Source organism: Nocardioides sp. LHD-245 (genome assembly GCF_030929495.1).
Classification (GTDB): Bacteria; Actinomycetota; Actinomycetes; order Propionibacteriales; family Nocardioidaceae; genus Nocardioides.
The window spans coordinates 156,898-180,479 of sequence record NZ_JAVFWN010000013.1 but is presented as its reverse complement, the minus strand read 5'-3'; the positions used below and the strand labels follow the sequence as shown (position 1 = coordinate 180,479).

The following is a 23,582-nucleotide window of genomic DNA, read 5'->3' as shown; positions in this document are numbered from 1 at the left end:
CCTAGTTCAGCGCAGGGAGGCCGGTTCGGGGAGGGGTTCGACCCCCGAGCGGTAGGCGGCGGTGGTGAGCGACTCGGGGCCGAGCGCGTCGCCGGCGAGCTCGGCGACGATCCGGCCGGCGCCGACGACGAGCACCCGGTCGCAGAGGTGGGCGAGGTCGTCGTACTCGACGCTGACGATGACGGCGGCCATGCCGTCGGCCGCGGCGTCCGCGAGCAGCTTGAATATCTCGGCCTTGGCACCGACGTCGACGGCCTGGGTGGGCTCGTGGACGACGAGCACCCGTGGCCGGGTCGACATCCACTTGCCGATGACGACCTTCTGCTGGTTGCCGCCGCTGAGGTTGCCGGTGATCGCGGTGGCGTCGGTGGGCGAGACGGCATAGTCGCGCACCACCCCGTCGGCCAGGCGGTGCTCGGCGCGGGCGCTGAGACCTGCCCACCTCCGGAACTGCCGCAGATGCGGCAGCCCGACGTTGCCGGTCACCGACACGGACGTGGCGAGCGCGCGCCGCTTGCGATCGGCCGGCACGAGCGCGATCCCGGCCTGCACCCGGGCACGTACCGGCGTCCTCGCCACCTCGATCGCGCGGCCGGCGATGGTCAGCTCGCCGCGGGCACCGGATCGGGGGTCCACGAGGAGGTAGGGCACGTCCTCGAAACCGGAGCCCGGGAGCCCGGTGATGCCCAGCACCTCCCCTGCCGCGACGGAGAACGAGACTCCCCGCACGGCGCCACCGCTCAGGTTGCCGACCTCCAGCACGGGGGCGCCGGTCGCGCCGTCGCGCTCGGGGTAGTAGGCCTCGATCGCGCGGCCCACGATCTGCTCGACCAGCCGGTCGTGGTCGAGCTCGGCGACGGACGTGTCGGCGACGATCCGGCCGCTGCGCAGCACCGCCACGCGGTCCGCGGTCGCGAGGATCTCCTCGAGCCGGTGCCCGATGAGCAGCACGCCGACACCGCGGCCGCGGGCCAGAGCACGCACCCAGTCCAGCATCTCGGCGGCATCGTCGCGTCCCAGCGCCGCGGTGGGCTCGTCGAGGATCAGCGCCCGTAGGCCCGTGTCGCTCTCGGATCCGGCCGCCCGGGCGATCGCGATCTTGGCCGCGTCGGCCAGTGTCAGCCGCCCCGCGTCGTCGCGGACGTCGACGGCGATGCCGTGCTCGTCCAGGAAGGCCTGGGCCCGGCGCCGCTCGGCCGGCCAGTCCAGCCGACCGAGGGATCCGGTGCCGAGCCGGTCGGTGAGGAGGTTCTCCAGCACCGAGACGCCGGCGACCATCCGCGACTCCTGGTGGACGAACCGGACGCCGGCGGCCCGGGCCTGCCCGGGATGGATGTGCCCCTCCATGGCCTGGTCGCCGAAGCGGATCCGTGACCCGCGATCGGGCTCGTGGTACCCGCTGAGGATCTTGACCAGCGTGGACTTGCCACTGCCGTTGGCGCCGACGAGGGCGGTCACCTCACCGGCCCGGACGTCGAGGTCGACGCCCTGGAGCACCGGGACCCCCGGCACGTACGACTTGCGCACGTCGCGCAGCTCGATGACCGCCCCCATCGGACTCACCGCTCCCAGAGACCGGCGAACAGGTCGGCGTAGGCGCCGCTGCCCGCGTACCACGAACCGTCGTCGGCCGCCTCGGCCGCGAGGTCGAGGTCGCCGATATTGTCCGCGTCGAAGATCCGCACGGGTGCGACGACGCCGCTCAGGGTCTCCTCGCCGGCCATCGCCCGCAACAGCTGGTCCGCCTCGAGCCACGCCAGCGCGTCGAGGTCGATGCCGACCATCGCCTTGATCGGGGAGCCCTTCTCCAGCTCCTGCAGGAACGGCAGGTTGCCGTTGACGGTGACGACCTTGAGATCGCTGCGACCGGCCTGTGCGATCGCCGGGTTGGTGAACTGGGTCATCGGGTCGAACGCCGGAACGACATAGGTGATCTCCGGGTTCCTCACGAGCTCGGAGCTGGTGGTCGTGCCGAGGTCGTTGGCCCAGTTGGCGAGCGTGACGCCCTTGACCGTGAGCGAGCAGTCCGGGCAGGTCTCGGCGATCCGCGCCTCGAACGCCTCCTGCTCCGAGACCGAGCCGACGACGTCGGGGGTCGTCAGGAAGAGCACGTCGGCCTTGCCGCCGGAGTCCTTGACGATCCAGTCGGCGGCGAGCTCACCGGTGAGGCCGAAGGGCTGGCTGGTCTGGCCGGCCAGGCCGGCGGCGAGGTCGGTCGTGGTCACGTCGACCGCGGCGCCGGAGAGGACGGGGATGCCCGCCTTCTCGGCGGCCGTGAGGGACTCGGCGTACGTCGCCGGTTCGGGGCCGTCGACCTGGATCGCATCCGCCCCTTGGGCGATGCCCTGCTGGATGCAGGCGTTGGCGTCGACCGGATTGCCCTTGCCGTCACAGGTCGTGACCTCGACGCCGACGCTGTCGAGCGCCTCGGTGAGGTTGCGGCCGATGCTGGCGAGGAACGGGTTGCCGGCGTACTGCGTCACCCACCAGACGGTCTTGCCGCGCAGGGCGCTGACGTCGAAGGCCGGGCCGTCGTACGACGCCTCCGCGGGGCCGGTGTGCGCCGCGACGTTGTCGGCGACGGCCTGCGGCACGTCGCCGCCTCCGCCGCCGGACGCGGTCTCGGCCGGCGTCGTGCAGGCGGCCAAGGCTGCGGCCAGGCCGGCGGCGGACAGCGCCGCGACGATCCTGCTGGTGCGACCGGGGCTCCGTGGTGCTGAGGACATCGACTTCTCCTTGGGGTTCGAGGATGAGGGGGAGCCCGAGCTCACGGCCGCCCCGCCGACGGGGCGGCCATCGCGGCGAGCCGCGAGACGGTGACGGCGACGACCACAGCGGCGCCGTAGAAGACGTCGCGGATCCAGGGGTCGAGACCGACGAGCACGAGTCCGCTGATCCCGGTCGCGAGGAAGATGACGGCGATCATGGTGCCGATCGGGTTGGACGTGCCGGGCTCGACGACGGCGGAGCCGAGGAAGGCCGCGGCGAAGGCGGGCAGCAGCAGGGTCTGGAGCGACGTGGGTTGGAGTCCCCCGGCGATGCCGATGACGACGATGCCCGCGGCGCCGGCGAGGAAGGCGGTGCCGACGAAGCTGAGCACCTTGATCCGGGCGACGGGGAGGCCCGAGAGGCGGGCCACCTCGGCGTTCTTGCCGACGAAGACCGCGCCCCGGCCGAACACCGTGTGGCGGTAGACGAACCACATCACGATGCCCACCCCGATCGCGAGGTAGAACGCGGTGTTGACCCGTGCCAACTGGGTGTTGAGCAGGTTCCCCAGGTCGGGCGAGACTCCGCTGATGGTGAGGGAGTCGCTCAGCCAGACCGAGAGGCCGACCAGCAGCGTGCCCATGCCGAGGGTGACGATGATGCTCTCGACGCCGACCTTGACGGCCAGGAAGGCGTTGACCAGCCCGACCGCCACGGCGGCGCCCAGGCCGCAGGCCACCGCCAGCCACACGTTGAGGCCCTCGACCGCGTTCAGCTGGGCCGCGACCGTGGCCGCCATGGTCATGGTCCCGGCGATGGAGAGATCGATCTCGCCGGTGACCAGGGTCGGCACCAGCGCCAGCGCGAGCAGGAGCAGAACCGCCTGCGAGCTGAGCAGCGAGGTGATGTTGGCGGCGGTGGGGAAGCTGTCCGGGGCGAGTACCGCGAACACGGCGATCTCGATCGCCCAGACCGCGACGATGCCGTAGCGGTAGCCGAGCGAGCGCCAGCGGACGGCGGGACGACGTGGCCGCGCCACGCTCGGGACGCCTTGGCCGGGCCGCTGCAGGGTGTCGGTCATCGAGCTTCCTTCCTGGGCACGGGCGGTCGTCCACCCGTGGCGGTGGGTCCCGAGAGGGCGCTCTCGGTGCGGTTCGGGGACAGCGACCAGTCGGCCGGCCCTTCGAGTGACGCCCGTCACGCCTTGTTCCTCAACTGTGTTGCGTTGCAGAAACAAGGACCAGATACTTCTGAGATGCAGAAGCCGGAGAAGGCGCGCGAGGTGCCGGCCTACATGGTGTCCTCCGTCGATCGAGCACTGCGGCTGATCCAGATGCTGCGCGACCACGGCGAGCTGCGACTGCGGACGGCCGCCCGCGATCTCGAGGTCGCCGAGTCGACCGTCCACCGCCTGATGTCGATGCTCGTCTTCCACGGGTTCGCCGTGCAGGACGAATCGAAGGCCTACCGCCCGGGACCGGCCCTGGGCGTCGGCCCGGTCGGGCTCTCGTGGACACGACAGCTGCGCGACGTCGCCGTTCCGCACCTGGAGCTGCTGTCCAATCGCACGGGTGAGACGGCCAACCTCGTGGTGCGCGTCGGCACCAAGATCCACTTCCTGTTCAGCCAGGAGGGCAACCGGACTCTGCGCATCGTCTCGCGGATGGGCGCGGTGCTGCCGGCCAGCACGTCGGCCGGCGGCAAGGCCCTCCTCGCCGACCTGCCGGACGACACGCTGCGCCAGCTCTACCGGAGCCCGGGCGCGGCGGCGATGGGCGACGCCCTCAGCGACCAGCAGCTCAGCGTGCTGATGCGCGAGGTCAGGGCCTGCCGGCGCAACGGCTTCGCCACCACCAACCAGCAGACCGAGAAGGGGGTCAGCGCGGTCGCCGTACCCCTGCGCGACGGCACGGGTCGCGCCATCGCCTCGATGTCGATCTCGGCACCCTCCGCCCGGTTCGCCGAGCTCCTGGCGCCGGAGTCGATCCAGCTGATCATGGCCAGCCAGCACGACCTGCAGCTGGACGTGGCCGCTCTGGGCCTCTGAGGGCCCAGCGAGGCCGGGGACCCGCCGGGAGCGGTCACGTCATGATGTTGATGACCTTCTCCTCGGTGTAGGACAACAGCTCCTCGAGGCACTCCTCCTTGCCGCCGACGCCCGAGGCCTTCACGCCGCCGTACGGGACGTTGGGGAAGTGCTGGGTCGAGCCGTTGACCCACACGAAGCCGGCCTCCAGGGCGCGCGCGACACGCACCGCGCGGTCCAGGTCCTTGGTCCACACGCTGCCGGTCAGGCCGTACTCGACGCCGTTGGCGATCGCGACCGCCTCCTCCTCGGTGTCGAAGGGGATCACCGAGAGCAACGGCCCGAAGACCTCCTCGCGCGCGATCCGCGCCCCCGGGCTGACATCGACCAGCACGGTCGGGGCCACGAAGAGCGCGTCCTCGAACTCCGGACCGTCGGGCCGCCCTCCGCCCGTGCGGACCACGGCACCTTCGGCGAGCGCGATGTCGACGTAGGACATGGCCTTGTCGAACTGGGTGCGGTTGATCATCGTCCCCTGCTCGGAGCTCTCGTCGAGTGGATCACCGATGGTGCGCGCCTCGACCAGCTCGATGACGCGCTCGACCAGCCTGTCGTGCAGGGAGCGGTGCACGAGCAACCGGGAGTTGGACCCGCAGGACTGTCCGGACCAGGTGAAGTTCATGCCGGCGACCGCGCCGGCCGCTGCCTTCTCCAGGTCGGCATCGTCGAAGACGACCATCGCGTTCTTGCCGCCGAGCTCGAGCGTGACGTGCTTGACGCCGCTCTCGGCGGCAGCGCGCTGGATCGCCCGGCCGGTCGGCTCGGAGCCGATGAAGCCGATCCTGCGCACCGCCGGGTGCCGCACCAGCCGGTCCGGCACCGCGGGCCCGTCGCCGACGACGACGTTGACCACGCCGGGAGGGAACACCTCGTCGGCCAGCTCGGCCAGGCGCAGCGTCGAGAGCGGCGCCGCCTCCGGCGGCTTGGCGATCACCGGGTTCCCGGCCACCAGCGGCGCGACCATCCGGCAGGCGAACATCAACGGGTGGTTGTAGGGGAAGATCTTCGCGACCACGCCGACCGGCTCGCGCACGGTGAGATGCAGGTTCTCGCTCGCCGGGATGGTCGCGCCCTTCATCTCCAGCGCGAACCCGGCGTACATGCGCATCTGGCCGAGTGCGATCTCGACGTCGAAGCGGGCGTTCGAGATCGGCGAGCCCGCGTCGATCGTGTCGAGAAGCGCCAACTCCTCGCCGTGCTCCTCGACCAGGTCCGCGAAGCGGCGGACGAGAGCGGCGCGTTCCAGGGCCGGCGTGGCCCGCCAGCCGGGCAGTGCGGCTTCGGCCGCCGCAACCGCGCGGTCGACGTCGGCCAGCGACGCGTCGGGGACGTCGACGATCGGCTGCTGCGTGAACGGATCGCTCACCGTGAACCTCGCCCCGGCCTCGGCCGGGACCAGCTCGCCACCGATCAGCAGCCGCCAGTCGCGCTCGACCAGCGTGGCGATCTCGGCGGCGCGGGCAGCTCGGGCAGTGGTGCCGCTCTCGGCGACGGTGATCGATCGGTTCATCTCTTCCTCCACGGGCCGGCGCCGGACCGGGTGCCCGCCGCCATCCCCACTCTCGCGTAGAGCAGAATCCGAAGTGGAGCACTTTCCCCATCGCAGAAGTTCGGCACTACCGAGCCGAGCCGACCTCGACACCGGAGAGCGGTACGACCGGGAACATCGGGGGCTCGTCCTCCGGCACCAGCGCGGTCGGACCGTAGACCCAGTCGGTGTAGCTGTAGTCGTGCACGTCGCGCCCCCGCAGCAGCGCGTTGCGCTGCTCGCGCGCGAGCCCGTCGAGGTGCCACAGCTCGCCCCACGCCCGAGCGGTGCTGACCACCCGCCGGCAGTGCTCGGGCCGGACCGCCTCGTAGGCAGCCAGGGCCGCGTCCCAGTCCACCTCGCCCCGGGCGCCGCGGAGCCCGGCGACGTGCTCGGAGAGCACCCAGCCGTCCTCGATCGCCATGATCGCGCCCTGCGCCATGTACTGGAGTGGCGGGTGCGCCGCGTCGCCGAGGAGCGCTATCCGGCCGTGGACCCAGGTCAGGATCGGGTCCCGGTCGTACATCCGCCACCACTTGTCACGCCACATGTGCGGGATGCCGTCCCGGACGGCGGCACACGTGCCGTCGAAGGCGGCGTCGAGCTCGTCGGGCGTGCCCCAGTCGTCCTCGCCGGCGCGTGCCTTCGGCGACTCGAAGACGGCGACCTGGTTGAGCAGCTCGCCGCCGCGCAGGCCGTAGTGCACGAAGTGGCAGCCCGGCCCGACGTACACGACGACCTCGGACAGGTCGACCGGGCGGCCGGCGGTCTCGGCCACCGGCACCGTGCCGCGGTAGGCGACATAGGCCGACGACACCGGCTCGTCGTCCACGAGCAGGGCGCGGGCCACCGAGTGCAGGCCGTCGGCCGCGATGACGACCGGTGCCTCCTGCGTCGTACCGTCGGCGAGGGTGACCCGCGCTCCGCCTGCAGTCTTCTCGTAGGCCGTGACGTGGGCGTCGGTCACGAGGTCCACCCCGACTCGCTCACAGGCGCGCAGGAACAGGCTGTGCAGATCGCTGCGGTGGATCACGAGATAGGGGAAGCCGTAGCGCCGTTCCAGGCCGACCAGGTCGAGACGGGTCAGCTCGGTCGCGTCGACGGCGTCGCGCATCACCATGGCCGTGGGTACGACGCCCAGTGCCTTGGCCTCGTCGAGGAGGCCGTAGTCGTCGAGGATGCGCGTGCAGTTGGGCGCCAGCTGGATGCCCGCACCGACTTCGCCGAAGGCGGGTGCCTGCTCCAGCACGCGCACGGACAGGCCGATCCGGGTCAGGGCGAAGGCGGTGCTCAGACCGCCGATGCCGCCACCGACGACGATCGCGTCGAGAGTCATCAGGTCCTCCTCACAGCCACGGACCGAGGTCCGGGGCGTCGGTCAGGGTGTGCGGGCGCCCAGCCAGCCAGGCGGCCACCTCGGGGAGCGGTCCCGTGACGTGCGGGACGTCGCCGCGCTTGGCGGTGACGTCGGTGACCAGCGCGTCCAGGAAGTCGGCGGGCAGGTCGGCGAAGGCGATGCCGGTGTCGAGGTCGACGGCGTGCACCAGCACTTCGCGGGCCCGCAGCCAGGGGATCTCGGTCGCCGGAAGCGACCGGCCCTGGACGGTGCGGACCTCATGGCTCCACCGGTCCTCGGTCAGTCCGGCGAGACCGCCGGCGAGGGCCGTGGCCGAGCGCCGCTCCCAGGCGGCGAGGTCGGCTCCGGACAGGAGCGCACCGCGCGCGATGCCCGCGGCGCGCTCGTCGGGCGAGGCGTACATCGGCGTCTCCACACCGGTCGCCGCCCAGGTGACCAGGTGGGCGAGGGCCTCGGCGTTGCCGGCGAGGTGGGCGACCAGATGCCGGCGGGTCCAGCCGGGGAGCAGCGTGGCCGCCCCGAAGCCGTCCTCGTCGAGCCCGGCCACCGCGTCGGCCACGAGCTGCTCACCGAGGGCCATCCAGCGGCGCGCGTCGTCAGCGCTGTGGCCCATCACGCGTCCTCGACGATGCGGTTGACGCAGGACCCGAGGCCGTCGATCGCGGTGACCACGGTCTGGCCCGGCGCGAGGTGGACCTTCGGGTCCCGGGCGTGGCCGACGCCGGCCGGCGTACCGGTGGCGATCAGGTCGCCGGGCCGCAGCCGGGTCAGTGTCGAGACGTACTGCACCAACGCGACCGGGTCGAAGAGCAGCGTCGCGGTGTCGTCACGCTGCATCACCTGCCCGTCGACGGTCGTGCTCACCTCGAGCGCCGGCCGGAGGCCGCCGGGCAGCTCGTCGGGGGTGACGAGGTAGGGGCCGACCGGGGTGGTCGCGTCCCAGGCCTTGCCCTGCGTCCACTCGACGGTGCGGAACTGCCAGTCGCGCACGGAGATGTCGTTCATGATCGTGAAGCCGGCGACCGCGGCGGCCGCCTCGGCCTCGCTCGCCCGGCGCACCTCGGTGCCGACCACCACGACCAGCTCGACCTCCCAGTCGAGCGCGTCGGTCTCCGCCGGCTTCGCGATGTCGTCGTGAGCGCCGACCAGGGAGTCGGCGAACTTCACGAACAGCGTCGGGTACGACGGCAGCTCGCGGCCCATCTCCTTGATGTGGTTCGTGTAGTTGTGGCCGACGCAGATCACCTTCGCCGGGTGCGGTACGACGGGCGCGAAGTCCGCGTCCTCGACCGGGTGGGTCACGGCGTCGGCCGGCACGGGCGGCGAGCCCGCGGCGAGGTAGGCGCCCACGTCGGCGTACCCGAGGTCGACGTGGACGTCGCCGTCGAGCCGCACGGCGCGGGTGCCGGCGGGGGTGCGGAGGGTGGCGAGCCTGGTCATCGGGCGTCCTTCCGGGTGCGGTCGAGCTGGAGCGCCTCGAACACGGGCGCGTCGCTGAAGCGGAAGAGGTCGAGCGAGCCGGAGTCGGAGTCCGTCGTCCCTGCCTCGGAGCGGGCGGAGAACGGGAGCCAGGAAGGCACGACGAAGAGGTCGCCGCGGCTCACCGACCAGGTGTGGTCGCCGACGGTGACCGTGCCGGAGCCGTCGAAGACCTGGTAGACGCTGGATCCGGTCTCGCGCACCGGCGCGGTCTCGGCGCCGCGCGCGACGCGGTGCATCTCGGCGCGGATCGTCGGCAGGACGTCGCGTCCGGTGGCGGGGTCGGTGTAGCGGACGGCGGCGTGCCCGGGCTCGACGGTGCCACCGAAGCCCTCGCGCTCGACGGCGAGCTGGTCGGCCAGTGCGCGATCGGTGTGCTCCCACTTGTAGGCCAGCAAGGGTGAGCCCGGCGTCAGCTCACCCACGCCGACCGGCCGCAGACCGGGGTGTCCCCAGAGCCGCTCGGAGCGGGAGCGCTCGGGCGTGATCCGCTCGGCATCGCCGATCTCGTCGCGGCCGAACTCGAAGAACTGCGCCTCGGTGGCGTACTGGAACGGGATGTCGAGGCCGTCGATCCAGGCCATCGGGCGATCGGTCGCGTTGTGGTGCGCGTGCCAGTTCCAGCCGGCCTGGGGCAGGAAGTCGCCGCGGTTCATGGGCACCGCGTCGCCGCCGACGACGGTCCACACCCCGGAGCCCTCGACCACGAAGCGGAAGGCGTGCTGGGTGTGCCGGTGCTCCGGCGCGTCCTCGCCGGGCATGAGGTACTGGATCGCGGCCCACAGGGTCGGTGTGGCGAAGGGCCGCCCGCCGAGCCCCGGGTTGGCCAGCGCGATCGCGCGGCGCTCGCCCCCTCGGCCGACCGGCACCAGCTCGCCGGCCTGCGCCGCGAGCCGGACCAGGTGGTCCCACTCCCAGCGATGCGGCGTCGCCCCCGAGCGGGGGTGCGCCGGCATCAGGTCGCCGATCTCGGTCCAGAGGGGGACCAGGAGCTCCCTCTCGAAGCCGCGGTAGAGCCGGTCGAGGTCAGGGCTGACAGCGGGTTGGTCCGGGGCTGCCACCGCGGTCAGCCGGACGGGATGGTCGGTTCGGGTCATGCGAGGACCGTGCACCCTTGACCGCACAACAGAACACATGATTCTGTGATGCAGAACGGGAGAACGAGGATCGGCGATGGACAAGACGCCCAAGGACCGGCCCGTCTACGCGGTGGCGAGCGTGGATCACGCCCTGCTGCTGGCCACCGTCCTTCAGCTGGAGGGCCGATTGACGGTCGCCGAGGCAGCGGCCCGGCTCGGCGTAGCGCGCTCGACCGCCCATCGCCTGCTCCAGATGCTGGTGTACCGCGACTTCGCCGCGCAGGCCGCCGACAAGTCCTACCGGGCCGGCCCGGTCCTCGAGCTGGCCGCGCACTCACGCTCCGACACCGCCCGCCTGCGCGCCGCGGCGCTACCAGCGCTCGAGCGCCTTGCCGAGGTCGTGCAGGAGTCGGCCAACGTCGCGATCCGGGTCGGGGCCACAGCGCGGTTCATCGCCTCGGTCGAGTCACCGCAGTCCTTGCGGGTCGGCACCCGCGAGGGCATGGTCTTCCCGGCGCACCGCACGACGGCCGGCCTCCTCCTGCTGTCCGAGCTGGACGCCGGCGAGCTCGCGGCGGTCATCGAGACCGCGGGGACAGGGCAGAGCGACGTCCCGGACCTCCCCCGACTCGTCCGCGAGCTCGAGCTGATCCGCCGGCAGGGCTTCGCCGTCAATCGTGAGGAGTCGGAGCGCGGGGTGACCGCGATCGGCGTACCCGTCCGCAACGCCGACCGCAGGACGGTCGCGGGCATCTCCCTCTCCATGCCCTCGGTGCGCTACGACCCGCAGCAACTGCTCCGGCTCGTGGACGTCCTCCAACGAGCCGGCCGGTCGATCGAGGCCGACCTGCGGCAAGCAGTGCCATGACACCGAGTTCCACCACTACTCGCTCACGATCGGGTAGCCGCCGGCCGGGATGGTGCCCAGATCGGCGAACGGGCACGAGATGTGCGTCGGCGGCCGTCGAACTCGACGGGTCGCTCGTCGGGCCGCGGGAGCCGGTTGCGGCGGCCTGTAGAAACTTCTTGGAAGATCTCTCCGTCGAAGGTGTCGAAACTCGCCGAGCGTCCCGACGTCAGGGTGAGATGCAGGTTCCGCACCACCCGATGCCCAGGAGGCTCCGATGAAGTACATGCTGCTGCTCCGCCACGAACCCACCGCCGGTCCCGCAGAGGGTACGCCCGAGTTCGACGCCGAGATGACCAGCTGGGGCGAGGTGATGGGCGAACTCGGCCGATCCGGATCGATGATCGCCGCCCACGGCCTCGACACGGAGGCGACCGCCACGACGGTGCGCATCCGCAACGGCGAGTCCCTGGTCTCCGATGGGCCTTTCGCGGAGACGAAGGAGGCGTTCTTCAGCTACATCATCATCGACGTCGCCGACCTCGACGCCGCCCTGGTCTGGGCGAGGAAGATGCCCAACGTGACGTACGGCTCCGTCGAGGTCCGGCCGCTGTCCAGCCACGAGCAGGACGGGTGACCGAGGCCGTCGAGGCTGCCGAGGCGATCGAGCGGGCGTACCGCGAGGAGTGGACCCCGCTCCTCGCGACGCTCGCCGGCCAGCTCGGCGGCGACGTCGGGCTGGCCGAGGACGCGGCGGCCGAGGCGTTCGCCGCCGCGGTGGCCGAGTGGCCCGGCCGGGGCGTTCCGTCGCGGCCGGGCGCGTGGCTCACCACGGTCGCCCGCCGCCGGGCGATCGACCGGTTGCGACGGGAGGCCACCCGGTCGGCGGCGCTCGACCGCATGGAGACGCTGATGAGGGACGACGACACGACCGAGCCCGAGCCGGCCGACCGCAGCGGGGTGGCCGACGACCGGCTGCGGCTGATGTTCACCTGCTGCCACCCCGCGCTCGCGCTGGAGGCCCGGGTCGCGCTGACCCTCCGGGCCCTCGGCGGGCTCGAGGTCTCCGAGGTCGCCCGCGCGTTCTTGACAACCGAGACCACGATGTACCAACGCCTGGTCCGGGCGAAACGGAAGATCAAGGCTGCCGGGATCCCCTACCGGGTTCCTGACGCCGACGAGCTCCCCGAGCGGGTGCACGGCATCCTGCACGTGATCCACCTCGTCTACACCGAGGGCCACGTCGCCAGCACGGGCGACGACCTCGTACGGGTCGACCTGTGCCAGGAGGCGATCCGCCTCTGCCGGCTGGTCGTCGAGTTGCTGCCGACGGACACCGAGGCGCTCGGACTGCTCGCGTTCCTGCTGCTGACCGACGCCCGGCGTACGGCCCGGACCGATGGCCGCGGCCTGCCGGTCGCGCTGGAGGATCAGGACCGCGGCCACTGGGACCAGGCCCTGATCGCCGAAGGTACGGCGATCCTCGGGCGCGCGCTCGGACTCGGGGCGCCGGGACCGTTCCAGGTGCAGGCGGCGATCGCGGCGCTGCACGCCGAAGCGCCCCATTGGGACGCGACCGACTGGACCCAGATCGCCGCCCTGTACGGCGAGCTGTCCGCCATGGCGCCATCGCCCGTGGTCACCATCAACCGGGCAGCTGCGCTGGCGATGGCCGACGGACCGCATGTCGGCCTCGCCCTGCTCGCCGGCATCGACGTTGACGGCCGGGTCGACCGCTACCAGCCGTGGCATGCCACCCGGGCCGAGCTGCTGGCCCGGGCCGGTGATGCCGAGGGTGCGGAGATCGCCTACCGCAGGGCGGTCGAGCTCACCGCGAGCGCCGCCGAGCGCGAGGCGCTCGAGGCTCGGCGCCGGCGCATCCTCGGCTCCTGACGAGGACACTCGCGACGTCCGCCAGGGCGCGTCAGCGGAACTCGACGAGCGTCAGGCCGTCACGCTCCGCGGTGGCCGCCGCCTCGGCCCGCGCCGCGACGCCCAGCTTGGCGAAGATGCGCTCGACGCAGTGCGCGACCGTCCGCTCGCTGAGGTCCAGGCGGCGGGCGATCGAGAAGTTCGGCAGCCCGGCGCCGAGCAGGGTCAGCACCTCCAGCTCGCGCCAGGTCAGCCGGTGGGGCAGCGGCTCGTCGCGCACGGTGACCACCGTCCCACCGGGCACGACCTCGATCCACACACTGCGGGCGGCACCCTCACGGTCCCGCCATCGCTGCATCCGCCGCAGCGACCGGCCGACCTGCTCAGCCCGGCCGGCGAGCAGCCGGGCCAGCCCGACGATCTCGGAGTCCGGGTCACCGGACAGCGGCTCGATCGAGTCGTCGTACCGGACCAGGACGGAGGGTCCGTCCACGCGCCCCGGAGGAGAGGACGTCGACCGCCGCGCGCACAGGGCGGCGACGATCGACCGCGAGCGGCGCATCAGGTCCATCGCGGCGTCGGTCGGGAACGAGCGCGCCTCCGTGCTCATGTGCAGGTCGCCGGCGTGCTCGCCCGCGTCCGTCTCCAGGCGCACCGACACCCCACCGCGGAAGCCCGCCGGGACCAGCAGGTCGCGCGCGAGCTCGGTGGCCGCGTAGTCGAACTCGAGGTCGCGCCAGCACCGCAGCGGACGCACCGGATCCCGCAGGATCGCCTGGTAGGCCAGGTCCTGGATCGCGAACTCGCTGCTGGCGACCGCGTCGACGAGCTCCGCGGCGTAGCCGGACGAGGCCAGCACCTCGGCGTCCTGACCCGGCCCCGCGGGCCGGGTCAGGACGGCAGCGGACGCGTTGCCGACCTGGAGCAACAGGTCGAGCACCTGCTCGTGCCGCCTCGTCGGGTCCGCGACGGAGATCTCCGCCAGCCGGAACCCGACCTCCTCCGGGAGCAGCATCCGCTCGGTCATGTCCTGCCGCCTTCGCTGTAGGGCGCCTAGTATCGCCGCTCAGCCCCGGCCCGTCACCAGGTCGTCACCGGCTCGCATGGATCTCCGGCAGCCGGTCCGCCCACGGCAGCGCGACCTCCAGCTGGGCGGCCAGGCCGATCAGCGTCGACTCCCGGCACAGGCCCGCGGCGAGCTGGACCCCGATCGGGAGGCCCTCGCGGGTCGTGGCCAGCGGCAGGCTGATCGCCGGCGACCCGGTGAGGTTGTGCAGCGGCGTGAAGGAGGCGACGTCGAAGATCCGCCGGGTCCACTCCTCGTGACCGAGCTCCGGGTCGTCGGCATCCAGGTAGCCCAGCGGCAGCGGCGGGGTGTTGGTGGTCGGCGTGAGCAGCACGTCGTACGAACCGAAGAACTCTCCGGCGGTGCGACTGATCGAGGTCACGATGGCCGACGCCTCGGCCATGTCGAGGACCGTCAGGACCCGGCCGTACTCGTAGCCGGCCAGCACCGAGGCCTCCAGGGTGTCGGGCCCCGGCTTGACGCCGGAGACCTGGCTCACCGCGTGCACGGACTCGGCGACGAAGCCCGCCCAGTAGCGGTAGTGAGCCAGCATGAACTCGTCCCAGCTGAACCGTGGCGCGGCCTGCTCGACCCGGTGGCCCAGGCCCTCGAGCGTCCGCGCGACGTGGTGGACGGCATCCGCCACCTCCGGGTCGACGTGCGTCCCCGCCCAGGACTCCGTGTGCACGGCGATCCGCAGCGGGCGGGACTCGCCGGCCAGCTCCTCCCGGAAGGGGCGCGGCGGGTCGGGCAGGCGGTACTTGTCGCCGGGCGCCCACCCGGCGACCTCGTCCAGCACCAGTGCGGCGTCCCGGACGGAGCGGGTCACGACGAACTCCGCCAGGAAGCCGTAGAGGCCCTCCTGCATGTCCGGAGCCAGCGAGACACGACCGGTGGTCGGCTTGAGGCCGACCAGACCGTTGAACGCCGCCGGGATCCGGATCGACCCGCCGCCGTCGTTGGCATGGGCGATCGGTACCGCACCAGCGGCGACCAGCGCCCCGGAGCCGCCGCTGGAGCCGCCCGCCGACCGACTCGGGTCCCACGGGTTGCGGGTCGACCCGTGAACGACCGGCTCGGTGTTGGCGTTGTAGCCCATCTCGGGGCTCGTCGTCAGTGCGACGGTCGCCAGCCCGGCCTTGCGGAACCTGCTCATCAGCTCGGTGTCGTGTCCGTGCGTCACGCCGCGGTCGCCGGTGATGCGGCTGCCCATCCGGGTCGGCACCCCGGCGGCATGACAGACCAGGTCCTTGAGCCCGAAGGGCACCCCGCCGAACAGGCCGTCGGCGGCGTACGACAGCGGCTCGGCGAAGGGCGGGGCAGCCGTGGCGTTGATCCGCGGGTTCACCCGCTCGATCGCCTCCCCCGCCGCCGCCTGCACCTCGGCAGCGGTGACCTGGCCGGACCTGATCAGCTGCGCGAGCTCGTATCCGTCCAGCACTGCGTACTCGTCGACGTTCATCTGCGCTCCTCGTGGTCGGTGACGTTCCTGGACCGTAGGCGCCGACCCGGGCCCGGCGGCAGAGGGCAGAACTGCCCCCTTGCCGGGCCGATCTCACGTTCGGGTCGCCGCGAGCGTCTACAGCCTGTGAGAAGGAGACAGCGATGACAGGCCGCCGCCGCGGGCAGACTGTTCCGGTGACGAGGGAGGTGTGGTGAAGGAGCCGTTCGAGCGGGTCGTCGCGCGGCACGGGCCGACCGTGCTGCGGGTATGCCGGGTACTGCTCGGCCCTCATGACGTCGACGACGCGTGGTCGGAGACCTTCCTCGCGGCACTGCGGGCCTATCCCGACCTGCCCGCCGACGCGAACGTCGAGGCCTGGCTGGTCACGATCGCCCACCGCAAGGCCGTCGATCACCTCCGCGCCACCCGGCGGCGGCCGCTCCCCGTCGAAGAGCCGCCCCCGGCCGGTGGCGACATCACGCCAGGACCCGAGGCCGGCATCGACGACGCCGAGTTGTGGGACGCCGTGCGCGGGCTGCCGGACAAGCAGCGCCAGGCCGTCGCCTACCACTACGTCGCCGGCCTGCCGTACGCCGAGGTCGCCGCGATCCTCGGCGGCACCACCGACGCCGCGCGCCGGGCCGCGGCCGACGGCATCAAGAACCTCAGAAGGACCTATCCGGGCACGATCACGGAAGGAGCCCGAACATGAACGACACCGAGCACCTCGACACCGAGCACCTCGACCGACTGCTGTCGGCCCCCGCCGACGCCGACCTCCTCGAGCGCCTGCACGACCGGCTCACCGGGCAGGCCGCGGCGCAGGACCTCCTCGACGTCGCCTACACCACCGTCGACTCCCCCGTGGGCCGGCTGCTCCTGGCCGTCACCCCGCGGGGCCTGGCCCGCGTGGCGTACGCCCGCGAGGACCACGACGCCGTCCTCGACATCCTCGCGCACCGGCTGAGCCCACGGATCCTGCACGCTCCCGCCCGCCTGGACCGGGTGGCCCGCGAGCTCGACGAGTACTTCGCCGGGCGGCGCCGTACCTTCGACCTCGACCTCGACCTGTCCCTGTCCCACGGCTTCCGCCAGGTCGTGCAGCGCCACCTGCCGGAGATCGGCTACGGCCAGACCCGCAGCTATCGCGAGGTCGCCGAGCTCGTCGGCAACGCCAAGGCGGTGCGAGCGGTGGGCACGGCCTGCGCCACCAATCCCCTGCCCGTCGTGGTGCCCTGCCACCGGGTGCTGCGCGCCGACGGCAGCCTGGGCGGCTACGTCGGCGGGGCCGAGGCCAAGTCGGCGCTGCTGCGGCTGGAGGCGGCATGACCGCCACGGCGCAGACCCGGGCACAGCGGGTGGACGGGGCCGACTGGGCCGCGGTCGCCGCCGACCTCGACCGGGACGGCGGCGCCCTGCTGCCGCAGCTCCTCACGCCCGACGAGACCGCGGCGATCCGCGGCCTCTACGACCACGACGAGCTCTTCCGCAGCACCGTCGACATGGGCCGGCACCGGTTCGGCTCCGGCGAGTACCGCTACCTCCACACGCCCTATCCGGCGCCCGTCGAGGAGCTCAAGCAGGCCCTCTACCCCCGTCTGTTGCCGATCGCCCGCGACTGGTGGGCCCGCCTGGGCCGGCCCGCGCCGTGGCCGGACACCCTCGACGCGTGGCTCGACCAGTGTCATGACGCTGGGCAGACCCGGTCGACGTCGATCCTGCTGCGCTACCGCGAGGGCGACTGGAACGCCCTGCACCGCGACCTGTACGGCGACCTGGTGTTCCCGCTGCAGGTCGTGGTCAACCTCAACGAGCCCGGCGCCGACCACACCGGCGGCGAGTTCCTGCTCGTCGAGCAGCGCCCCAGGGCCCAGTCACGGGGGACGGCCACCCTGCTGCCGCACGGCCACGGCTACGTGTTCACCACCCGCGACCGGCCGGTGCGCTCGGCCCGCGGCTGGTCCGCCGCGCCGGTCCGTCACGGTGTGTCCGCGATCCGCAGCGGGGAGCGGCACACGCTGGCCCTGGTCTTCCACGACGCGGCCTGACCCGGCCGGCCTGGGCCGCCACGGATCCGCTGCTGCGCGGACTGCTACGACACCTGGCCAGGCTGAGCCGCCTCTCTTCCCGGCCACGCTGCCCACCTAGAGTGGGCGCATGGACGCCGGGCCGCTCGCAGCGACGGTCGAGACCGACCGCGACGGCCGGATGACCGTGCGGCCGGCCGGCGCCCTCGCCGGGCTCCCCCGCCTGGCCGACCACCTGCGTGCCGCGGCGACGACCCCGGCGATCGGCGAGGTCCGCTTCGTGTGGCTGGAGCCGGGGGCGGCCGGGGCGAGGCGGGGTGCGAGCACCGTGGCGATCGGGCCGAGCCGGGCAGACGGCCGGCGTACCGTGCACATCGACGGCGCCGGCCCCGACACCCTCGCCGGGCTCAACCGCCGCGAGCTCCAGGTCCTGACCCTGATCGCGGCTGGGCTGTCGAACCCCGAGATCGCCGAGCGGCTGGTGGTCGGGCGGCGCACCGTGGCCACCCATGTGGAGCACCTGCTGGCCAAGCTGGAGGTGTCCGGCCGGTCCGCGGCGGCAGCACTCGGCCAGGAGCTCGGGCTGCTCACCCTTCCCATCCCCGGCGGGGACCTGAGCGGGTGCGCTCCTCTCGGCCCCGTCCGGCTGGAGGCCGCGGCGCGCGGCCTCCCACTGCGGTCCGCCACCCCGCCCCACAGGCCGGTACGACGCGTGCGGCCGCTCCGCATCGGCGCCGTCCTCCCGGTCAACGCCGACTGCGCCGACGACGCCCGTCAGATGCGACGGGGAAGCCAGCTGGCCGTCGCGGGCCTCAACGCGGCCGGCGGAGTGCGTGGCCGCCCGGTGGAGGAGGTCGCCGTCCTGGCCGACATCACCTCGACGGCGTCGATGCAGCAGGCGATGGAGCGGCTGATGGGCGAGGACGTCGACGCGGTCTCCTTCCCCTACACCTACCGCCGCTCACCGGCGGACCTCGCCGCCATCTTCGCGGCGGCGGCCGATACCGGCTGTCCGGTGCTGCACCACTCGACCTCGGCCTCCGCGGCGCAGGTGGTGCGGGACGATCCGGGACGGTTCGGCAGCGTCTTCCAGCTGAGCGGGCCGCAGACGATCTACGGCCACGGGTTCCTGCGGACGCTGGACCTGCTGTCCGGCACCGGTCGGTGGCACCCGCGCTCGCGGCGGCTCCTGGTCGTCGACAACGCCGACGCCGACCTGCTGACCTTCCCCGAGAAGGCCGCGGAGGCGGCCCTGCGCGGCGGATGGGACCTCACCGTCGAGGCGATCGACACGATGCGCCCGGACTGGCCCACAGTCGTGGCACGCATCGCCGCCGTCGACCCGGCCGCGGTGATGCTCGCGTGCTTCTCCGGTCCCGAGACCTCGGCCTTCCTGCGGCTGCTGCCCCGACCCCACGACCTCCTGGTCTACGCGCTCTACGCCCCCTCGATCGGCGGTGTGTGCGAGTCCCTCGGCGCGGCCGCCGACGGCGTGGTCTGGGCGACCGTGACCGGCCAGTACGACGACCACCTCGGACGTCGGTTCGCCCACCGCTTCGCCCGCGCGTTCGGCGAGCGGGCCGGTCACTCCAGCGCCGGCGTGCACTTCGACGCGGTCGGCCTGCTGGCCCAGGCGTGGACGCAGAGCGAGTCGCCCGGCAGGTTCTCCGAGGTGGTCGGCCGGCTGCGCACGCTGACCCACCGCGGGGTCAACGGCCCCTACCAGCTCGGCTCCACCGACCAGACCAACCGCGTCTACCCCGACAGCGCGGTCGACCCGTCGCTGGGCGCGGCCCACCTGGTGTTCCAGGTCCAGCACGGGCAGCACCGGATCATCGCGCCGTCGCCGTACGCCACGGCGCGGTTCCAGCCGCCGCCGTCCGGCTGAGCCGCGGCGGCCTCAGTCGGTCCGGGCCTGCCAGGCGCCGACCGCGTCGGTGACCGTGCTGAACACGGCGTCGTGCTCCTTGGCCCGGTGGATCATCCGCTCGAGCACCTTGATCCGGCTGCCGCGCCCGATCGACTGCGGGTGGAAGGTGTGCGTGAACACCCCGTGCGGCACCTCCTCGGCCATGAAGTCGAGGTCCGACAGCCAGCGCCGGGTCAGCCCCTCGACGTCCGTCGACGCGGGCATCACCATCGGCGGCATGAGGGCGAACTCGAGGAACGGGAAGTCGTCGAGCGTCCACGACACCGGGACCTCGACCAGGTCCAGCTCCGGGCCGAAGGTGATGCCGTCGGTACTGATCACGTCACCCGTGCGGCAGCGGTACATCTCGAAGTCCCGGGCCATCATGCTGCTGTCGTACCGGAAGCCGTACTCGGCGAGCAGGCGCGTGGAGTTGGCGGACAGGTCGAAGGCCGGCGAGCGATAGCCGTCGGGACGCACGCCGAGCACCCGGTCGAGGGCGTCGAGCCCACGCTCGAGCACCCGGCGCTCAGCGGTCTCGTCGAGCGTCGTCGGCCCCTCGTGTGCATAGCCGTGGTGGCCGATCTCGTGTCCGGCGTCCCGGATCCGCTTGCAGACGTCGGGATAGGTGTCGACGTCGAGGCCCGGGATGTACCAGGTGCTGGTCACGCCCTCGCGCTCCAGCAGGTCCAGGATCCGGGGCGTCGCGACGTTGGCGGCGAACTCGCCGCGCGAGACGTAGGTGGGCGTGGCCAGGCCCAGGGTCCCCAGCCAGACGGAGATGGCGTCGAAGTCGAAGGTCAGGCAGACGGTCGGTCGCATGGGTGCTCCTCGGGTGTCGAAGGGATCAGGCGTGGAGGTGGGAGGGCCAGGCGCGGTAGCGCTCCACGCGCCGGCGACGGTCCTGGTACGTCGTGGTCGCGCCCGACTCCCGCAGGGTCGCCAGCAGGGCGAGGTCGAGGTCCGCCACGGCGACGCCGTCGACGTCCGCGGGGGTCTCGGCGATGACGCCGTCGTCCGGCAGCGGTGCGTCGCAGGGGCCGAGGATCGCGCTGGTCGCATACGCACCCGGCCACACGCCCCGCGGCGGTCCGGCCACGCCCGAGTGCACCGTGTACACCTGGTTCTCGATCGCACGCGCGGCCAGGGAGTGACGCACCCGCCAGAATCCGGCCCGGGTCAGGGTGAGCGAGGGACAGAGCAGGATCTGGGCTCCCTGCTCGACCAGTGAGCTCGCGCACTCGGGGATCTGCGACTCGTAGCAGATCACGATGCCGACCTTGCCGAACGGGAGGTCGACGACCGCCATCTCGTCCCCCTCGACGACGTCGAGGGTGTGCTCGAGCGGGAACAGATGTGTCTTCGCGTGCTCGTGCACCACCGCCCCGGTGGGGTCGTGGAGGACGGCGACATTGCGGTAGCCGCCCTCGCCGGTGGGGACCAGGTGACTGCCGGCGAGGAGGTACTGCCCACGAGCCGCGGCCTCCTGGGCCATCAGCTCGCGGAAGTCGTCGGCGTACCCGGCCGTCGCCAGCACGGGCGCCAGGTCGGTGGCGCCGGACCACGAGGGCTCCGCCGTCATCAGCTCGAAGGTGACCGCCTCCGGCAGCACGACGAGGTCCGCACCCCGCGCCTCGTCCAGCACCTCGCGGAGGTGGGCGGCGAAGTCGGCGAAGCCGGACACCTCTCGGAACTCGACGTTACAGGTGGCGACGCGGACCATGCGGGGCTCCTTCGGTGGCGGGAAGCCCCGAACCTAGCGAGCCCCACTCGGGCCGGGATCGGTCATCTGACCGATCCCGCGCGGACCGATCCGGCCCGACAGACAACCGATCCGTCCCGGCAGGCAACCGATCCGGCCGCGCGGGCGTCTTCTCCTATGTGCTGTGGATTGCCGGCGGGGTCATGTGGGTCATCGTGCTGCTGCTCGCGGGGGTGGCGATCGCCCGACGCTGAGCGCCCGGCCCGGGCCCGGACGACGCAGGAGCCCGTGCCGGGGACTCCCGGCACGGGCTCCTGCGTTCGGGCGCTCGGCCCCGCGGGCTACGCCAACTGGTTGCGGCGGACGAGGACCAGGCCGGCGCCGGCGAGCACCAGCAGGACGCCGAGCGGCATCAGCCAGCCGTCGGGACCGCCGGTGTTCGGCAGGCCGGTGGCCTGCTCGCTGTCGACCGCGCCGGGCGTGTCGTCGTCGGACTTCTTCGGCGGCGACGTCTCCTCGACTCCACCGACCTCGCACACCACGCCGGAGTCGGCCGGAGCCGTGGCGGGGTAGGTGTAGGTCGGGTGGTCGCCGACGAACATCTTGCCGAGCTTGGCGATCAACTGGATCACGCCGTTGACGACCGAGACCGAGTAGTCGGCGGTCTCCACCGGTGGGATCCAGGCGGCGTTGCCGGGGCCGCACGGGTCACTGGGCGCCAGCGCCGGGGCGACCAGGCACGCCGGGTCGTTGTCGGCCGGGAGGTTGTAGACGTGCAGCGTCACGCCGCCGGGGAACACGTTGTTGCCCGTCGCGGTGAGCGTCAGCGACCCGTCGCCCGGGTCGACGGACGACGTCCACGGCCCCGCCGGCACGGTGCCGAACGCGACGTTGTTCGGACCACAGGGATTGACCGTGGGCACCACCGGCGGCTGCACGACGGTCGGGCAGGCGGCCACGTTGCTCTCCACCGGCGCGCCGTAGACGTAGGTCGGCGACGGTCCGGGGAACGTGAAGCCCGCGTTGGCGGTCAACGTGACCTGACCGGCGGCCGGGGTGTTCATCGCCACCGTGTACGCCGCGGTGTCACCGGGATCGATCCAGGCGGCGTTCCCGGCACCGCAGGGGTCGTCCATCAGGAGGACGGGTGGCGTGATCAGCGTGTCGGTGTTGCCGCAGTTCTGGTTGACCGGGTCCGGGTCCACCGGCGGCGGCGGGCTCGTGTAGCTCGTCAGCCCCGCAGGCGTGTTCGACGGGAAGAGGTAGCCGGGCTGGGCGGTGAAGGTGATCGACCCGTTCGGGTTCCGCACCCACGTGTACGCCGGCGACGCGGCCGGGTCGGCCCAGCTGGTGTTGTTGGCACCGCACGGGTTGAGCAGCGTCAGCGTCGGCGGGTTCACCATCGTCGGGCAGGCGGAGTTCGGTACCTGACCGGGGATCTCGTTGTCGTCGAGATAGCGGATCACGATCGAGTCGTGCGCGTCGGCGAAGGCGAAGGAGGGGAAGCCCATCGCGGGCGTCCAGTCCTTCAGCGAGTTCACCGACGGGACGATGACGTGGTGGGAGTAGCCGCCCGGCGTGCTGACGTACTTGCACACGACGACCTTCTTCGTGTTCACCGCCTGCGGCACGACGGCGGTCGGCGCGTTGCCGGCCTTCGCGGCCGCCTGGACGGCGGTGTACTCCGCGGCCGGGGTGGTCTGCTCGGAGGGCGCGGCGTCGGCCGGCGCCTCGTCGGCCTTCTCCGTGGCGTTCTCGTCGACGGCTGCGCCCGGCTCCTGCTCGGGCGCCTCCTCGGCCTTCGGGTCCGCGTGCTCGTCGGCCTTCTCGTCGGTCCCGTTCCCGGTGTCCGGGGCCTCCGGCTCCGTGGGCGGCTGCTCCGTGTCGGGCTCGGGCTTCGGCTCGGGCTCAGGCGCGGGCTTCGGCTCGGGCTTCGGCTCGGGCTTCGGCTCGGGCGCGGGCTCCGCCTGGGGCTCGGCCGGGGTCTCCGGCGACGAGGCCGTCTGGGTCGGCTCGGCGCCCGGGCCCGGGTCGGCAGCGTCGTCGGCGAGAGCCGGGCCGGCGAAGGCGGCGCTGGCCAGCACGAGGACCGGCAGTGCGAGTGCGATGATGTGCCGCCGCCGGCGGGCCGTGACGGCCTGCTCCGGCTCGGCGTGACGCCGGGAACGGCGCTGAGATCTGGACATGGTCGGGTACCCCCCAATGCGTCGCGCCGAGGGGTGCCGCGACAGCTGCAAAGTGTCGAGTCGGGCGGTCCTGCGACCGAGGGCGTCGGCCCAGCGCTCGCGCCCCACCGCGAACCCCGTCCGACAAGTCCTCCTCCGAGCGCCCACGCCTCCCGAGACGGAGGGGACGAACGAGGCCCACCCCGCAGCGTAGGGAGGACCAAAGTCCCTGGCGCAGGGATTCCGGTTAAATGTCCATCCCGGACGGAAGATTTAACCTTCGGGCCGAGTCTCGCCGCATGATCCGACGAT

21 protein-coding genes are annotated in these 23,582 nt (G+C 72.6%); 8 read left to right on the top strand and 13 right to left on the bottom strand.

Translation table 11 applies throughout. From position 1 onward, the window contains the following. Positions 1 to 6 precede the first annotated feature (6 nt). The 3 genes from RB608_RS19810 to RB608_RS19800 are packed head-to-tail and all read right to left on the bottom strand — an operon-like array spanning position 7 to position 3,790. A complete protein-coding gene (locus tag RB608_RS19810) occupies positions 7 to 1,554 on the bottom strand; it encodes a sugar ABC transporter ATP-binding protein (RefSeq protein WP_308089774.1) in 1,548 nt (515 codons plus the stop codon). Positions 1,555 to 1,559: 5 nt separating this feature from the next. After that, positions 1,560 to 2,726: a substrate-binding domain-containing protein gene (locus RB608_RS19805; protein WP_308089773.1), complete on the bottom strand. Its 1,167-nt coding sequence runs from the start codon at positions 2,724 to 2,726 to the stop codon at positions 1,560 to 1,562. A 41-nt stretch (positions 2,727 to 2,767) separates the two neighbouring features. After that, positions 2,768 to 3,790, bottom strand: a complete 1,023-nt coding sequence (locus RB608_RS19800) for an ABC transporter permease (RefSeq protein WP_308089772.1) — start codon at positions 3,788 to 3,790, stop codon at positions 2,768 to 2,770. Between the two features lie 174 nt (positions 3,791 to 3,964). Here RB608_RS19800 and RB608_RS19795 point away from each other — a divergent pair, with 174 nt between their 5' ends. Beyond that, the gene (locus RB608_RS19795) at positions 3,965 to 4,756 is read left to right on the top strand and encodes an IclR family transcriptional regulator (protein ID WP_308089771.1); all 792 of its coding nucleotides are present in this window, start codon (positions 3,965 to 3,967) and stop codon (positions 4,754 to 4,756) included. A 34-nt stretch (positions 4,757 to 4,790) separates the two neighbouring features. Here the strand turns inward: RB608_RS19795 and RB608_RS19790 are convergent, their stop codons facing one another. From RB608_RS19790 to RB608_RS19770, 5 genes are all read right to left on the bottom strand, one after another. Further along, complete coding sequence (locus tag RB608_RS19790; protein ID WP_308089770.1) at positions 4,791 to 6,305, bottom strand: aldehyde dehydrogenase family protein; 1,515 nt, start codon at positions 6,303 to 6,305, stop codon at positions 4,791 to 4,793. A 106-nt stretch (positions 6,306 to 6,411) separates the two neighbouring features. Further along, entirely contained in the window at positions 6,412 to 7,659 is a 1,248-nt protein-coding gene (locus RB608_RS19785; protein ID WP_308089769.1) for an FAD-dependent monooxygenase, read from the bottom strand. A gap of 10 nt (positions 7,660 to 7,669) precedes the next feature. Beyond that, positions 7,670 to 8,293 (bottom strand): maleylpyruvate isomerase family mycothiol-dependent enzyme, encoded by a 624-nt coding sequence (locus RB608_RS19780; RefSeq protein ID WP_308089768.1) that lies wholly within the window; start codon positions 8,291 to 8,293, stop codon positions 7,670 to 7,672. Next, positions 8,293 to 9,120 carry a fumarylacetoacetate hydrolase family protein gene (locus RB608_RS19775; RefSeq protein WP_308089767.1) on the bottom strand — a complete coding sequence of 276 codons (828 nt, stop codon included), beginning with the start codon at positions 9,118 to 9,120 and terminating at the stop codon, positions 8,293 to 8,295. The genes RB608_RS19780 and RB608_RS19775 overlap by 1 nt, the downstream gene beginning before the upstream one ends. Then, complete coding sequence (locus tag RB608_RS19770; protein ID WP_308089766.1) at positions 9,117 to 10,256, bottom strand: cupin domain-containing protein; 1,140 nt, start codon at positions 10,254 to 10,256, stop codon at positions 9,117 to 9,119. The genes RB608_RS19775 and RB608_RS19770 overlap by 4 nt, the downstream gene beginning before the upstream one ends. A 76-nt stretch (positions 10,257 to 10,332) precedes the next feature. Here RB608_RS19770 and RB608_RS19765 point away from each other — a divergent pair, with 76 nt between their 5' ends. From RB608_RS19765 to RB608_RS19755, 3 genes are all read left to right on the top strand, one after another. Beyond that, positions 10,333 to 11,106 (top strand): IclR family transcriptional regulator, encoded by a 774-nt coding sequence (locus RB608_RS19765; RefSeq protein ID WP_308089765.1) that lies wholly within the window; start codon positions 10,333 to 10,335, stop codon positions 11,104 to 11,106. Between the two features lie 256 nt (positions 11,107 to 11,362). After that, the gene (locus RB608_RS19760; RefSeq protein ID WP_308089764.1) at positions 11,363 to 11,722 is read left to right on the top strand and encodes a YciI family protein; all 360 of its coding nucleotides are present in this window, start codon (positions 11,363 to 11,365) and stop codon (positions 11,720 to 11,722) included. Further along, positions 11,719 to 12,978: a DUF6596 domain-containing protein gene (locus tag RB608_RS19755; protein ID WP_308089763.1), complete on the top strand. Its 1,260-nt coding sequence runs from the start codon at positions 11,719 to 11,721 to the stop codon at positions 12,976 to 12,978. The genes RB608_RS19760 and RB608_RS19755 overlap by 4 nt, the downstream gene beginning before the upstream one ends. 31 nt (positions 12,979 to 13,009) lie before the next feature. Here the strand turns inward: RB608_RS19755 and RB608_RS19750 are convergent, their stop codons facing one another. Beyond that, complete coding sequence (locus RB608_RS19750) at positions 13,010 to 13,984, bottom strand: helix-turn-helix transcriptional regulator (protein ID WP_308089762.1); 975 nt, start codon at positions 13,982 to 13,984, stop codon at positions 13,010 to 13,012. Positions 13,985 to 14,048: 64 nt separating this feature from the next. Further along, entirely contained in the window at positions 14,049 to 15,485 is a 1,437-nt protein-coding gene (locus tag RB608_RS19745; RefSeq protein ID WP_308089761.1) for an amidase family protein, read from the bottom strand. A 193-nt stretch (positions 15,486 to 15,678) separates the two neighbouring features. Here RB608_RS19745 and RB608_RS19740 point away from each other — a divergent pair, with 193 nt between their 5' ends. The 4 genes from RB608_RS19740 (at position 15,679) to RB608_RS19725 (ending at position 19,382) form a co-directional block, all read left to right on the top strand. After that, positions 15,679 to 16,179 (top strand): sigma-70 family RNA polymerase sigma factor, encoded by a 501-nt coding sequence (locus RB608_RS19740; RefSeq protein ID WP_308089760.1) that lies wholly within the window; start codon positions 15,679 to 15,681, stop codon positions 16,177 to 16,179. Further along, positions 16,176 to 16,796, top strand: coding sequence for a methylated-DNA--[protein]-cysteine S-methyltransferase (locus RB608_RS19735; RefSeq protein WP_308089759.1), 621 nt, complete (start codon positions 16,176 to 16,178; stop codon positions 16,794 to 16,796). Before RB608_RS19740 ends, RB608_RS19735 begins: the two co-directional genes overlap by 4 nt. After that, complete coding sequence (locus tag RB608_RS19730) at positions 16,793 to 17,515, top strand: 2OG-Fe(II) oxygenase (protein WP_308089758.1); 723 nt, start codon at positions 16,793 to 16,795, stop codon at positions 17,513 to 17,515. The genes RB608_RS19735 and RB608_RS19730 overlap by 4 nt, the downstream gene beginning before the upstream one ends. A 109-nt stretch (positions 17,516 to 17,624) precedes the next feature. After that, positions 17,625 to 19,382: an ABC transporter substrate-binding protein gene (locus tag RB608_RS19725; protein ID WP_308089757.1), complete on the top strand. Its 1,758-nt coding sequence runs from the start codon at positions 17,625 to 17,627 to the stop codon at positions 19,380 to 19,382. Positions 19,383 to 19,394: 12 nt separating this feature from the next. Here RB608_RS19725 and RB608_RS19720 read toward each other — a convergent pair whose 3' ends face one another. The 3 genes from RB608_RS19720 to RB608_RS19710 all read right to left on the bottom strand — a co-directional run bounded on the left by RB608_RS19720 (position 19,395) and on the right by RB608_RS19710 (position 23,291). Further along, entirely contained in the window at positions 19,395 to 20,225 is an 831-nt protein-coding gene (locus RB608_RS19720; RefSeq protein ID WP_282401151.1) for a polysaccharide deacetylase, read from the bottom strand. Positions 20,226 to 20,250: 25 nt separating this feature from the next. After that, complete coding sequence (locus RB608_RS19715) at positions 20,251 to 21,126, bottom strand: nitrilase-related carbon-nitrogen hydrolase (protein ID WP_308089756.1); 876 nt, start codon at positions 21,124 to 21,126, stop codon at positions 20,251 to 20,253. Between the two features lie 320 nt (positions 21,127 to 21,446). Then, complete coding sequence (locus RB608_RS19710) at positions 21,447 to 23,291, bottom strand: LPXTG cell wall anchor domain-containing protein (protein ID WP_308089755.1); 1,845 nt, start codon at positions 23,289 to 23,291, stop codon at positions 21,447 to 21,449. Positions 23,292 to 23,582: the final 291 nt, after the last annotated feature.